General features: G+C 41.6%; 10 protein-coding genes. All 10 read right to left on the bottom strand.

Annotated features, from left to right (window positions below):
* Nucleotide 1: 1 nt before the first annotated feature.
* On the bottom strand, nucleotides 2–3,613 hold the full coding sequence (gene dnaE / locus F3G91_RS03785) for a DNA polymerase III subunit alpha (protein ID WP_149700743.1): 3,612 nt from the start codon (nucleotides 3,611–3,613) through the stop codon (nucleotides 2–4).
* A gap of 723 nt (nucleotides 3,614–4,336) precedes the next feature.
* Nucleotides 4,337–5,188: a universal stress protein gene (locus tag F3G91_RS03795; protein WP_149700745.1), complete on the bottom strand. Its 852-nt coding sequence runs from the start codon at nucleotides 5,186–5,188 to the stop codon at nucleotides 4,337–4,339.
* Between the two features lie 18 nt (nucleotides 5,189–5,206).
* A complete protein-coding gene (locus F3G91_RS03800) occupies nucleotides 5,207–7,405 on the bottom strand; it encodes a polyribonucleotide nucleotidyltransferase (protein WP_149700746.1) in 2,199 nt (732 codons plus the stop codon).
* Nucleotides 7,395–8,093, bottom strand: coding sequence for a sodium:proton antiporter (locus F3G91_RS03805; protein ID WP_002941705.1), 699 nt, complete (start codon nucleotides 8,091–8,093; stop codon nucleotides 7,395–7,397). The genes F3G91_RS03800 and F3G91_RS03805 overlap by 11 nt, the downstream gene beginning before the upstream one ends.
* 13 nt (nucleotides 8,094–8,106) lie before the next feature.
* Entirely contained in the window at nucleotides 8,107–10,269 is a 2,163-nt protein-coding gene (locus F3G91_RS03810; RefSeq protein ID WP_149700747.1) for an LPS-assembly protein LptD, read from the bottom strand.
* Nucleotides 10,262–10,726, bottom strand: a complete 465-nt coding sequence (locus F3G91_RS03815; RefSeq protein ID WP_223227808.1) for an RDD family protein — start codon at nucleotides 10,724–10,726, stop codon at nucleotides 10,262–10,264. The genes F3G91_RS03810 and F3G91_RS03815 overlap by 8 nt, the downstream gene beginning before the upstream one ends.
* Nucleotides 10,708–11,952, bottom strand: coding sequence for a phosphoribosylamine--glycine ligase (gene purD, locus F3G91_RS03820; protein ID WP_149700748.1), 1,245 nt, complete (start codon nucleotides 11,950–11,952; stop codon nucleotides 10,708–10,710). The genes F3G91_RS03815 and purD overlap by 19 nt, the downstream gene beginning before the upstream one ends.
* A gap of 232 nt (nucleotides 11,953–12,184) precedes the next feature.
* Nucleotides 12,185–12,823 (bottom strand): uroporphyrinogen-III synthase, encoded by a 639-nt coding sequence (locus F3G91_RS03825; protein WP_149700749.1) that lies wholly within the window; start codon nucleotides 12,821–12,823, stop codon nucleotides 12,185–12,187.
* The gene (locus F3G91_RS03830) at nucleotides 12,816–13,976 is read right to left on the bottom strand and encodes a multidrug effflux MFS transporter (RefSeq protein WP_149700750.1); all 1,161 of its coding nucleotides are present in this window, start codon (nucleotides 13,974–13,976) and stop codon (nucleotides 12,816–12,818) included. The genes F3G91_RS03825 and F3G91_RS03830 overlap by 8 nt, the downstream gene beginning before the upstream one ends.
* 111 nt (nucleotides 13,977–14,087) lie before the next feature.
* Nucleotides 14,088–14,732 carry a cupin domain-containing protein gene (locus F3G91_RS03835; RefSeq protein WP_103567674.1) on the bottom strand — a complete coding sequence of 215 codons (645 nt, stop codon included), beginning with the start codon at nucleotides 14,730–14,732 and terminating at the stop codon, nucleotides 14,088–14,090.
* Between the last annotated feature and the right edge of the window lie 45 nt (nucleotides 14,733–14,777).

The raw sequence follows: 14,777 nt of genomic DNA on the forward strand, positions 1-14,777 counted from the left end.
TTTACGCTGAAGCAGCGAGCTTTTCTATCTCTTCGCCCACATCGTCGCTTATGATAAACTCAGTCTTATAGATGAAAATTTCGCCAGTTGCTTCATTTTTTATCTTCAAGATTAGCCGTTTTTGATTATTTGGAGCATTTTTGCTAAAAACTAGCGAGTAAATTTGCTCCAGCTTTTGCCTGCTAAGCTCGCTAAGGCTTAAAAGCACCTCCAGTTCGGCATACTCTCTTGCTTTTTGAGGGGCGCTCGCCTCTTCATTTTTACTAAATTTAGAGTTTTGTTTTAACTTTCTTGTCTTAAAGTCTAAATTTTGCGCATCTTCTAGGCTATAAACCTCATTTAAATTTGTCCTAACAAACTGATCGTCGCGCGAGATATTTATCCTAAATGCATAAGGCAGATCGCGTTTTGCCTCGTCTTTTACGATATCTTCGATGTTACCAAGCTCCCTTTCAAAGACGGCGATCTCGATGTTGCCGTGAAAGTCCAGCACATTTATAGTGCCCATTTTTTTGCCACTTTTTGTGATCCTTGTGCTAAAGTCCTCGATCTTGCCAACCACCAAAATTTCAGCACTTTGTGGCAAGGTTTCAAACTCCGAGCTTAGCGTGTATTTGATCTTATTTATCTCGTCCTTATAGTCATCAAGCGGGTGACCTGAGAGGTAGATGCCAACGCTCTCTTGCTCAAATTTCAAGATCTGCTTGATGTCAAATTCATCATCTATAGTGACGAAATTTATCTTCACATCATTCATACTATCATCTTCGCCAAATAGGCTCTCGGCCGCATTTTTACGTATCTGAGCTGCATTTTTGCAAGCTTCTACGATATTTTCTACATTTTGTAAAAGCATCTTGCGGCTAAAGCCAAATTCATCGAAGCAGCCAGCTTTTATAAGGCTTTCAAAGACCTTTTTATTGACCTTAAATGGATCGATCCTTGAGACAAAGTCATCCATGCTCTTAAACTCGCCCTTTGCGTCACGCTCAGCGATAATGTTCTCAATTGCCGCTCCCCCAACGCCTTTAATCGCTCCAAGCCCAAAGATAATGCCATCGTGCTCGCCATTTTTAACGACGCTAAATTCTTTGGTTGATTTGTTGATAGATGGCGGCAAAGTATCGATGTTTATGCGTTTTATCTCATCGATGTAGCGAACGATCTTATCGACATTGCTCTCCTCGCTTGTTAGAAGTGCCGCCATAAATTCAGCCGGATAGTAAGCCTTCAGATAAGCCGTCTGAAATGTGACATAAGCGTAGGCTGCGGAGTGAGACTTGTTAAAGCCATATCCTGCAAATTTAACGATCAACTCGAAAAGATCGTCCGCTTTTTGTCCATTTAGCCCCTTAGCCTCAGCACCTTTTACAAACTCACCCTTTAGCCTGTCCATCTCTTCTTTGATCTTTTTACCCATCGCACGGCGCACAAGGTCTGCACCGCCTAAGCTAAAGCCACCTATGGCTTGCACGATCTGCATGACTTGCTCTTGATAGACGATGACGCCGTATGTTGGCGCGAGGATCGGCTCAAGCTCCTTAAACGCGTATGTTATCTCCGCCTCGCCATGTTTTCTCTTGACGAAGTCATCAAGCATGCCACTCTCCATCGGTCCTGGGCGATAAAGTGCTAGCATCGCGACGATATCCTCAAAGCAGTCTGGACGCAGGCTAGTTCCTAGCTTTCTCATGCCCTCGCCCTCTATCTGAAAGATGCCGATGGCTTGGCCACTTTGTATCATCTTATAAACGCCAGAGTCGTTTTTATCGATCTGCTCCCAGATGATGTCCTTGTCAGTGCGCTGTTTAACGAGCTTGATCGCATTATCGATAACCGTTAGCGTCTTAAGGCCAAGAAAGTCAAATTTTATTAAATCAACGTCTTCTAGGTACTTCAGGCTATACTGCGTCACAAAGCGATCTTCTGGGCTGTTTGGCTGGCGAAATAGCGGGGTTTTGTTCCAAAGCTCTTCGTTTGAGATGACGACACCTGCTGCGTGCTGGCCGGCGTTTCTGTTTAGCCCCTCAAGATCAAGGGCGAATTTCCAAATTTTAGCCGCCTTTGGATTTTGGCTTATTAGCTCAGCTATCTTTGGCTCTTTCTCGTAGGCGTCTTTTAGCGTGATGTTTAGCTCATCTGGTATTAGTTTTGCCATCGCATCAGCCTCCGCATAAGGCATGTCGCAGACTCTAGCGACATCTCTGATGACACCTTTTGCGAGCAATTTACCAAATGTAATAACGCCAGCAACGTTAAATTTGCCGTATTTTTGCGTGACGTAGTCGATGATCTCGCCACGTCTGCTTTGGCAAAAATCCACGTCGATATCTGGCATGCTAACGCGCTCTGGGTTTAGAAATCTCTCAAAAAGCAGGTTGTATGGGATAGGATCAAGGTCGGTAATCTTTAGCGAGTAAGCGACCAAACTACCAGCCGCAGAGCCACGTCCTGGGCCAACTGGCACGCCTCTGCGCTTGGCTTCGTTGATGAAGTCCCAAACGATCATCATATATCCTGGGAAATTCATCTTATTGATGATGCCGATCTCTATTTCTAGGCGCTTTCTATACTCTTCGTGTAAATTTTCAGGTACAAATTTCAGCCTCTCTTCAAGGCCCTTTCTGCACTCATGCTCGAAAAATACAGCGTCATTTTTGAAGCTATATCTGTTTTCTGGCTCTGGGAGGGTCAAATTTCTCTCCTTAGCGCACTCAAGAGTAAATTTAAAATTTGGCGGAGTTGGGTTGCCAAGCTTGATCTCAAGGTTGCACTTATCCACGATCTCCTGGGTATTTTCTATCACTTCGGGGATATCTAAAAACAGCTCATTCATCTGCTCTTTGCTTTTGACAAAAAACTCATGGACGCTGTGACGAAGTCGGTTTGGATCATCTAAGGTTTTGTTCATCGCGATGCACATGAAAACCTCGTGCGCAGCGGCTCTTTCTTTAAAAGTGTAGTGGGTGTCGTTTGTGGCGATGACCTTGATGCCAGTCTCTTTTGCGATGCGCAAGATGTCGTCGTCTATACGCCTTTGATCGCCGATGCCGTGGCGCATGATCTCAAGGTAAAAGTCATCACCAAAAATTTCTTTATACTCAAGCGCGACCTCTTTTGCCCGCTCGTAGCCTTTAGCGCCAAATTTAACGTTACGCTCGCTTAAATTTAGATGCCAGCTCACCTCGCCCTGCAAGCAAGCAGAGCTGCAAACTAGGCCCTCGCTATGCTCTTTTAAGATTTTTTTATTGATACGAGGATAGTAGTAAAAGCCCTCGATGTAGCTCATGGAGCTAAGATACATCAAATTTTTGTAGCCAGTCTCGTTTTTGGCGATTAGGATGAGGTGAAAGCGCTGTTTGGTGCTCTTGTCATCGAGCTGCTCGCCGTTATGCACGTATGCTTCAATACCAATTAGCGGTTTTATCCCATTTTTTTTCATCTTTTTGTAAAAATCAATCGCGCCAAACATATTGCCGTGATCCGTGATCGCTGCTGCCGTGTCGCCTCTGTCATGGAGCGTGTGAGCTAGCTCTTCTATCTTGTTAGCTCCGTCTAGTAGGGAGTATTCGGTGTGTAAATGTAGGTGTGTAAAGCCAGAATTTTCACTCATTTTTTATCCTTTTTAATGAGCGGATTTTACAAAATTTTGGCTAATAAGGCGCTTGATGAAAGCTTAATGGGAGCTTTAAAATTTAGGGATTTTTCAGTCTGTGACAAGAGCAAAGCGCTTGGTTAAGCTGTCACGCTGCCTATTTAGCGTTTGAGAAATTTTAAAATTAGAGCTGGCAAATCACATTGTCAAATTTAACCTCTATAAAATTTTAAACGGCATGCGCTACGCTAGCACAATCGCATGCAGTTAAAAAACTCGAGCAAATTTTAAAATTTCATGAGCGAGTAATTTCGGCTCTAAAATTTGAGCTAAGCACTAAACGAAGCCAAATTTTAGTAGTCAATTCTTGCGAGTGAATGGAGTTTTAAAATTTGCAAAGACAGTTTGATTAAATTTGTAAATTTCTTTTTATCAAAAAGGGAGACAAGGGGGACTTGAATTACGAAGCCGTCCCCTTATCTCCCTTTTTAAATCCCCCAAACCCCTCGCACGTTAGAGGTGGCATGCAATAGCGCTGACGCACTGCATGCGTTTTATCGTCAGGCAAGTGTAGGCAAATTTTAAAAATTTATGAGCGAGCATATCACGCTTCTAAATTTAGTGGCGAGTTTTACGAAACCTAAATTTAGTAAGCTGCTAAGGCGAGCGAGTAAGATTTTAAAATTTGCAAAACGAAAAGATGAATTTATTAAATTAGATCGCGGGCTAAGCCGCAATCCATTATAGATAAACTGGGATATTTGTATGTTCTAAGAAAAATCTTGATGTTCCGCCAAGGACCATCTCCATTAGTCCGTTTTCGCCGTATCTGCTGGCTACGATGAGATCTGCATTTCTATCATTTGCAGCTTTTAAAAGTGCCTCGCCAGGTATCGTTGTAGTTGCTATGATCTCAAAAGACGCGCTGATACCATGAATTTTAAAATACTCTTCAAGCTTTTTAAGATTTAGCTCGGCGTTATCGCCAAGGCTTGCTTTTGAAGTGATGCACTGAACCTTTTTAGCGCTCTTTAAAAGATCGATCGCGCCAGTTAGGGCTCTTGAGCTTTGAGTCGTTCCTGTCCAGCTTACAAGGATGTTATCAGCCTTAAATTCACGCATCTTTCTAGGGATAACGATAGCATTTTTGCCGCTTTTTAAAACAGCTGACTCAAATGTACCTGTGATCTTACCATCAAGTGGCACTGCAGCTACGACTAGATCGCAAAATTTACTCTCTTGCTCAACTATAGCGCTTCTTTTTCCGCTGTGGATCGTGAAATTTGCAGTGCAAACATCTTCGATGATCTCATCGCTCACCTTTATGCCAAGATCTGCACAAATTTTATTAAAAAGCTTCTCGTTCTCTTCGTGTTCAACCGCAAGCTCTGACTTGGCTGATTTTAAAAATTCCTCAAAAAGCACTCCACCACGAAGCGTCATTTTCATATTATAAACCACGCTTGGATCTAGTTGGCAAGTGAGGATCTCCATGTGAGCTTTAAACCATTGTGCAACCTTTAAAGCACCGTAAATTCTTGGCTCGATATCGTCCCCTGCTCCTATTGGGAAAAGCAACTTTTTGTATTTCATCATCTATCCTTTAAAAATTTATTCAACCAAAGAGAGCGAAATTTTGTTTCCTTTTTGCTCGCTCACACACACTTTTACCTGATCGCCTACGTTTAATGGGCTCTTTATCTTTGAGATATGAAGCAGACCATCTACACCGTCTTTTAGCTCGATAAATACTCCAAAATCAACCACGCTTTTTACGCTTCCAACAAACTCATCTCCGATATTAAATGTCGGTTTTACACGCTCTTTGTCGTGTTTAAACGGCTTTTTGCCAAATGAGCGAGAGTTCTCTTTTGAAGTGATAGAGATGATGTAGTCTTTTGCTGCATCGACGTTTTTCTTAGCGCCGCCTGCGATTTTGACCTCGCCTTTTTCTCTATCAAGGTCGATCGAAACTTCAAATTTCTCGATGATCTCTTTTATAGTCTTGCCAGCTTGACCGATGATATCTACGATCTTGCTTGGATCAACGTTAAATAGCTCAAGTTTTGGCAATACATATTCGTTTATCTCTATGTTTTTATCAGCTTGTGTCATTAGAGCAAGGATGTGCTCTCTGCCGCGTTTTGCCTGATAAAGTGCCTCTTTTAGCACTTCTAGGCTGATGCCTCCAAGCTTGATGTCCATCTGAAGCGCTGTGATGCCATCACTTGTGCCAGCAACTTTAAAGTCCATATCGCCGTCGTGGTCTTCAAGCCCCATGATGTCGGTTAAAACAGCGTGTTTATCGCCTTCAAATATAAGCCCCATAGCAACACCAGCGACTAGTTTTTGGGTATTGACCCCAGCAGCTCTAAGTGCGAGCGAACCACCGCAAACGCTAGCCATAGAGCTTGAGCCGTTGCTCTCTAAAATTTCTGAAACGACCCTTATCGTATATGGAGAAGCTAGATCGATGCTTGGTGCAAGGGCACGTTTGGCTAAATTGCCATGTCCAAGCTCACGTCTGCCTGGAGCTTTAAGCGGGCTTGCTTCGCCGACGCTAAAGCCTGGGAAGTTATAGTTAAACATAAATTTCTCAACCAAAGGAGCTTTTTCAGTTAGGATGTCATACATCTGAGCATCACTATCTGTGCCAAGAGTAGCGACAACTAGCGCCTGAGTTTGACCTCTTGTAAAGAGGCATGAGCCGTGAGCGTTTGGAAGGACATTTGTCTCGATGCTAATAGGCCTAACCTCTTCAAGCCCGCGTCCGTCGGCTCTAACGCCCTCGTTTATGATCTGCTCTCTTACTATTTTCTTTTTATATTTACCAAGGACATTTGAGATGACAGCCTCGTCCCAGCCCTCTTTTTGAGCTACCTCATCGCTTGAAATTTGTTTAGCGATCTTGCCAAGCTCGCTTGCACGCTCACTCTTTGCCATTTGATTGATCGCGTTTTTAACCTCTGCTTTATAAAATTTATCGATGTAAATAGCGATATTTTCGTTTTCTATCTCTGGTTTTAGCTCAAGTGCAGCATCCTCTTTTTTATGCTCTTTAAATGCCTCTTCATAAGCGCTGCTAGCTCTTAGTATAGCTTTGCCAGCAAAGTCGATCGCCTCAACCATCTTATCTTCACTAAATTCATTCATCACTTGTTTTTGCGCCATGCTATCGCTTAGGCTAGGATCTATCATCGGCTCGATCGCTACCATCGGTATGAGCTGCGTAGTTTGCTGAGGCAAGCTTCTCATCTCGATCATCAAAAGTTCATCTTTTGTACCAGCAACATATAGGTCGATCGCGCTTTGTTTTAGCTCAGAGTTGCTTGGATTGATAACAAATTTATCATCTATATAGCCAACTCTTACACCACAAACTGGGCGATTTACAGGGATGTCACTAAGGTAAAGTGCAACTGAAGCCGCATTTAGGCTCACAACTTGCAAATCAACTTCAGGATCAGCTGAAAGTACCATGACAACGATCTGTGTTGGGTATGCGTAGCCTTTTGGGAAAAGTGGGCGAAGTGATCTATCAATGATGCGAGCCGTTAGTGTCTCAAAGTCGCCTGGCTTGGTCTCGCGCTTGACGTAACCACCTGGTATTTTGCCAGCTGCGTAAGCTTTTTCGATGTATTGCACGGTTAGAGGCAAAAAGTCCTCTTCAACTTGCACATCTTCTCTTGCCACAGTTGCTAAAACTACGGTGTTTTTCACCCTTAAAAGCACTGCCCCACTAGCTTGTTTAGCTACTTTATTAAGGTCAAAAATTTCGACCTGATTATTGACTTCTATACTATATTGCATTATTTTTATCTCCTTGTTGTTTTTGTAACGGTAAATAGTGAGGGCTCTCTTCTAATATCGACATGATGCGCTCGCTCGTAGCCTCGATCTTTTTCTCGTAATACGAATCCACATCGATAAAATCAACGATCTTGTTTATCGTGTAAATTTCATCGACCATATCATTTAAATTTGCAAAGACATCAGTGGCTATCATCGGCGTTGCATATGAGATGGATTTTACCTTCACATCAAGCAGCGTCTTTATGCAGATGAGTGCCGTCATGCCAGTCTCACACCCCTCATCGATCAGTAAAATATTCTTGCCCTTTAGCTCTCCTATCAAATTTCCTTTTCTATATTTATAGACATTTTTTAAAATTTTCTCTTCATATTTTCTATGCGCTTCGCCGTAGATGTAGTCATAGCTTATGTTAAAAGCTTTTATGAGAGGATCGTTTAGCACGATATCCTCGGTCTCGCTAACTATCGCTACGTCGCATTCGCTGTTGTTTGGCGCAGGGATTGGCTCGCTAAAGAGCATCTCATAGCTTAAATTTAGCCCCCTGCAAACCACATCAGTCAGGATAACTGACTCAAGCGACATGCAAAGAACTATCGTCTTAGCGTCATTTAGCTCTTTTTTTGGCAAGATCTCGATGAGCTTGTTAGCTGCATCTAGTTGATCTTTAAATTTAACGCTTGCCATTTATCTAGCCATCTTATTTGCTACTTGATGAAGTGGTGCTGCTTTGTGAAAAGTCATAGTGCAAGCCGCCCATCGGATAGAAATTTATAGTAAAGTAGATGCCGCTTTTCTTAGTTGAGGCTGAGCCATTTGTAGTTGTTGTAGGCTCGACATCGTGTTGATAAATTAGCCCGTAGTTCCAGCACTTTCTTTGATGAAGCACACCAACTCTCCAGCTCTTTGTATAGCTTCTCTCAAGGTCGTATTGCCAGCCGCCAATTAAGCTATATTGATGCGGGAGTTTTACACCTGCACTACTTGTAAAGTAGCTATCTTTTGTTGCGCTATTTTTAGCCTTGCTATCGCTCTTTTGCATCGTATGGAGCATATTTATCCAAAATAGATCGTGCGTATAGTAAAGTCCGTTTTGCACCTTTTTAAGCTCTCTATCTTTGTGTGAGTACTCTAGCTTGTTATAAAGGCTAAAATTCTCAAACGGATATAGATAGATGGCATTTTTTAAATTCGAATACTCATCATCTTTTGTGTAGTAACCTTGTGAGATGCTGTGTTTGACGACTTTTCTGCCACTGCCGTTAAAGAAATACTGCGTCAAATAGCCAGAAACCTCTTCTTTGCTCTGATCTTGAGCTAAGAAATTTTCATATTCATTTAGATCTTTGTCATAGATAAACTCGTCGTCTAAATTTCCTTTTCTGTAGCCTGGTAGCAAATACTCAGCACCAAAATTTAAAGTGTGGTAAAAGCTCTCATACGCCTTTGCAAGGTCTGTGTGAAGAGCAAATTTATGGTAGTTATTTACAAAATTTGCGTGCTTATCTTCTCTTTTGTCATCAAATGAATTTATCTTGTTTTCGTAGTTTATCCTTGAAGCGTAAAGGTACTCATAAAATGAAAACGTTAGGCTATCATCAAATAGCGGCACATGAACTGAAGCTGGTAGAGTAAATTCATACTGAGTTGCTCTAACGCCTATCTTTCTATCATATCTGTGTGATTGAAGATCGATTGAATATAAGATATTTGGCAAGACTATATCGTCTGTAAATTTATGATACTGAAGCGATGGAAGCTCTTGAAGCGTATCTTTGTTTTCATTTTTTGAACCGATCTTTTCAGTATCTATGTAGTATTTTGCATAGGCACCAAAGTAGTGATCGTCATTTGCTATGAAGTAGTTAAATTTAGAGGTGACAAGCGAGTCGTAGTCATCGTCTCTGCCCTTTAAATTTAGATAGTCTATATCATTTAGCTTGGTTGCATCTATCCACATACCCTCTTGCAGATCGGCCTCGCTAAGGTATTTTATAAGCTTATCTCTTTCATATTTTAGCCCGACACCTTTGTGAGTTTTGTTTTTTAGCTCAGCTCTGTTTGAAGTCTCGCTTTTTTGCTTGGCTCTGTAGCTGTTTTTATCAGTAAATGAACCAAAGCTGATCTCACCCCTTGAATCAGGCGAATCAGTAAATCTAAAAGCACCGTAAATTCCAGCGCCCCTGTTTGTCCTTATCTGCGGATCAAACTCCAGATCCCACTGGTTATAAGGAGCAAAATAGACTGGTTGTTTGTAGTAAAAGCCCTCTGACTTGCCGTATCCTAGCTCTGGTGGCAAAAGGCCTGTCCTTCTTGTAGTATCAGTTGAGAAGCCAAAGTATGGCAGGTAAAAGACTGGCACGTTTGCTATGCGAAAGACTGGGTTAAAAAGATGTAGAAATTTACTCTGTTTGTTTAGCATGGCTGAGCTTGAGGTGATGCTCCAGTCAGGATCTTGGACGTTGCAGCTTGAAACCATCGCCTTTCTTACTCTGTAGTACTCGCTATCAGAGCTGCTCTCATCGCTTCTCATCCACACTTCCATGTCTTTATTCATCATAAAGAGCGACTCAAAGGCAGCGTTGTTGTTTTTCAAATTTAGCTTAGCGTAGTTTGAGCGAGAGACCTCATCTTTGCCCTTCATCATATTGACATTGCCAAAGAGCTCAATGACTGAGTTGTTTTGATCATAAACAGCACAATCAGCCGTCACAAGATACTCTTGCGAATATACAACGACGTTTTTGTTTGCCGTTACGATGCCCTTATCTTGCTTCACATCATCAGCTAATAGCTGCACATCTTGCACTGCTGCACTTAAACTAAAAACACAAACCGGAATTAAAAATAAAATTTTACGCATTTATCACCACTGTTTTTGCTATTTTGTCTTGCCACGTCTGCCTTGCAGGGTTTGAAAGTGCCCACGCAAAACCAAGATAAAAACAAGCTTCACTAACTATCCTAAAGATCGCCCTAACAAGACTTTGAGTTAAATTTGGCTTGTCTAAAATTTCTACATTTATGCACATCGTCTTTGTTATCATCTGCCCGAGGCTTGCGCCGTAATACCAAACGAAAAATGTGTGATAGATGACTTTTAAAGCGACCACCTGCCAAAATAAATTTAATACTAAATTTCTAGCATCATCAAAGTTAGTGCTAGTAGAAAGTGACTCCCAATAGATGATCATAAAAAGAAATGCAGCTATGGTCTCATCGATAGAAAACGCCATGATCCTCTTAGCAAAAGGAGCAAGTGAAATTTCTTCGTTTTGAAGCTTCTCTTCTATCTGCATACTCATTTTAGAGCCTGCCACGCGATATCTTTTCTAAAGTGCGCTCCGTCAAATTTGACATTTTCGCAAAGCTCATAGGCCTTATCACGTGCCTCTTTTATACTCTTTGCGGTCGCCACGCAGACTAGCACTCTACCGCCATCTGCGTAAATTTCATCACCCTCTTTGCTCACGCCTGCGTAAGCTATATGGGCGTCTTTTACATCATTTAAAACTGAAATTTTAGCCTTTGGGCTGCTTTTATACGGATAGTCCCTGCTAGACATAACGACACCTACTGCAAATTCATCTTTTAAGCTGATAGGCTTTAGCTCGCCTTTTGCAGCGTTTAGTAAAATTTCACTCAAATTTCCATCGATCAATGGCATCAAGACCTCGCACTCAGGATCGCCAAATCTCACGTTAAACTCAAGCACATAAGGCTCATCTTTCACGATCATCAGCCCCACGAAAAGCACTCCACAAAATGGATTGCCCTCGTTTTTCATCCCTTTTAGCGTAGGTTTTACAACCTCTTCTTCGACCCTTTTTACTAGCTCTTTTGAAGCAAGCGGACTTGGAGCATAAGCGCCCATACCGCCAGTATTTGGACCCTCGTCGTTATCAAGTAGGCGTTTGTGGTCTTGCGCCACTGGCAAGCTTACGAAATTTTCGCCGTCACAAATGGCAAAAAAGCTTAGCTCAAAGCCGTCCAAAAACTCTTCAACCACTACAAATTTACCAGCATCACCAAAGCTAGCTCCACTTAGCATGTCGCCAACTGCCTCTTTGGCTTCTTCTTTGGAATTTGCGATGATCACGCCTTTTCCAGCACAAAGTCCATCAGCTTTTACGACCATCGGAGCGCTTAGGGTATCGATAAATTTAAATGCTTTTTCTTTGTCGTCTGTGTTTAAATATTTTGCAGTTTTTATATCATTTCTAGCTAAAAAGTCCTTCATATAGGCCTTGCTAGCCTCAAGTCTAGCAGCTGCTTTGCTTGGTCCAAAGATGAGCAAACCCTCTTTTTTAAATATATCCACTACGCCTTCACTAAGAGGCGCTTCAGGTCCCACGATAGTTAGCTCGATACTATTTTTTTTGGCAAAATTTGCTAGCTCATGAAAGTCTTTTATGCTTAAATTCTCACCAAGGCGTGAGGTCGCACCATTCCCGGGCGCAAAGTATAAATTTATATTTTTTTCGCTTTTTAGTTTTAGAGCAATGGCGTATTCGCGGCCGCCACTTCCTATTATGAGAATGTTCATATTATCTCCGTAAATTTAAAAACCCAAGTGGGCGTCGCATAGAAGAGTGGCCCATAAACAAAGCCAATCTTGCAAATAGATGGATACCAAAAGGTTGCAACTTCTCGCTGTTTAAGGCTCAAACGAAGCCACATCGCAAGGCACCCATACCTTTTCGCTAACAAAAAAGTGTTGGACCCCGTAAAATGCTGACTCGCTTCACTCAGGCAATAAAATTATATAAATTCTTTGCTTAAAGTAACGTTTTGGCAAGTGCGATACAAGCGTTTATATCTTGATTTTGACTAACAAGTGGCTTTGTAAAATTTAGCTCTTTTGCAGTGACCTTTCCGATGCTTATCGTCTGATAGCTCTCGTCCCAGCCAAAATTAGTTAGAAAATTTCTCACATTTATCGGAGATGCAAATATCAAAATGCTATTTTTTGGTGGTTTTAGCTCCATTTTGCAAGGATTTAAGACGTTTTCGTAAGCAACGATCGCTTTTATATTTACGCCACTATCTCGCAAAATTTCTAAGAAATTTGAAGCGCTATCTTTGCCCTTTAGATAAAGAACCTTTTTGCCCTTTAAAAGTGGCAAAATTTCTCTCGCAAAGTCATCTCCATGAGCATTTTGTCCAGTGTAAATTTCACTAAAACCAAACTCTCTTGCAGCCGCTGCGCAACTATTTGCGATAGCAAAAACTGGCAAATTTATAGGCAAAATACCATTAAATTTTAAAGCCTTAAAGGCATTTTTAGAGGTTGCCACAAGCGCGTCAAATTCGCTTAAATTTATCTCAAATTTCAAAAACTCTATCTTGCTAACGCTTAAATTTACAACGCTCTCATCAGCCGTCTTTGTGTTTGAGACAAGATAAATTTTACGCAACTCTTTTTAGCCCTAAAAATGAGATAAAAGCAAGCACGCTGCAAGCTAAAATAGCTATTGAGGTCGAGTAAAAAATGTCGCCAAGACCAACTAGTGGCGAGATGATGCCGCCTAAGAAAAATGGGCAAAATCCAAGCACCGCTGAGGCTGAGCCCGCGTACTCTCTGCCCTCATTCATCGCGAGTGATGAGGCCGTTGGTAAGATAAAGCCAGTAAAGAGTAAAAGCAAGAAAAATGCTATGATAACGCCGATCACTTCAAATTTAAAGCAAAGCACAAACGCTATAAAAATGCTAGCAAGCAAGGTGCCAAAAAGCCCAGTTTTTAGCGCTTTTCGTTCATTTAGCAAGCTTGCAAGCCTAGCACCTATGACGATGGCTAGGCCATTTGCCGCAAAGCAAAAGCTGTAACTTACTGGGCTTAGCAGGTAAAACTCTTGCAAGATAAAAGAAGATGCCGCGATATAGGCAAACATCGCAGCCATCGTAAATGTCTGGATCGCAATAAATAGCATAAATTTCTTTTTTCTTAAAATTTTGCCAAAGACGCTGTAGATCTGAAACAAAGGCACTTTTAGGCGGTTAGCAGGGATTAGGCTCTCTTTGAAGTAAAAATTTGCAATAAATAGCAAAATGCCGATGATCGTTAGTGCCATAAAGATGCCGCGCCAGTCGGTAAATTTAAGTAGCAAGCTGCCGCCTATGGGCGAAAATATCGGAGCAAGACCATTTACAACCATCATCAAACTAAAAAATTTTGTCATCTCGTGACCCTTATAAAGGTCGCTCACAACGGCTCTTGAGATGACTAAGCTACCCGCACTTGCAAGCCCTTGGATGATGCGCATAAAGATAAAAAACTGGATATTTTGCGCAAAAAATATAAAAATCGTGCTAATCGTGTAGATGATGAGCGAGATGGTAAGTGGCGTTTTTCGCCCAAATTTATCGCTGACTGGGCCAACTATTAGCTGACCGATCGCAAGTCCTGCCATCGAGGTCGTAAGGGTTAGCTGGGTTGCTGAAACGCTTGTGCCAAACCACTCAGTGATGGCTGGAAGTGCTGGCAGGTAAAGGTCTGTGACAAATGGGCCAAATGCTGAAAGCGCGCCCAAAAATAGTAGTAAAAATAGTTTGGAATTTTCTTTTTTCATAGCTCTTCTTTAAATTTTAAAGGGATTATATTATGACTTTGCTTTTTGGGTTATTAAGGGTAAATTTAATGTGATTTATAAAAGAGAAAAGCCATAAAATAGGGCTTATTTTTACATTTTGTCTTTTGTGACGATTAGAAGCATTTTGAATTTGTCTTTCACTTTTAGGCCGTGTGGGATCTTACCTGGAAGCACGATACTATCGCCCTTTACTAGATGAAAGCTCTCATCAGCTATCTTTAAATCAAGCTCGCCATCAAGCGCGATAAGTAGCGCATCGCCAGGGGCAGCGTGGGTTGAGAGCTCTTGATCTTTGTCAAAACTAAGTAGCGACATCGAGCCATTTTCGTTTTTGACAAGCGTCTTGCTAACTATCTTGCCACTCTCGTAGCTAACGGCATCTGCGAGGCTAAAGACACTCGCTTTGTCTAAATGATCTATCATAACATTCTCCTTAAAATCTATTAGTAAATATTTTGTCTTCTTTGTAAATTTGAGTTTTCGCCAGGTTTTTGCCTCGATAAGGCAGGCTTCGTCGCGTCCAAGCCTCATCTGCTTTTCGCCATATTCAAGCTGCGCTTCGCCGTCAATGACGAATGCAAGACTGTCTATAAAAAGCATCTCATGATCAAGCTCTTCGCCCTCGTCAAATGCGTATATATCTACGCTTGCGTTTTTGTTTTGAAAGAGCCTTTTGCTAACGACGCTTTTTTCAACTATCTTTGTGTCTTTATCGAGATTATAAATTTGACTCATTTTTTATCCTTTTTTGTGAAGGATTATAATGTAAGTTTTGATAAC

The sequence above is a fragment of the Campylobacter concisus genome, assembly GCF_902460715.1.
Taxonomy (GTDB): Bacteria; Campylobacterota; Campylobacteria; order Campylobacterales; family Campylobacteraceae; genus Campylobacter_A; species Campylobacter_A concisus_AK.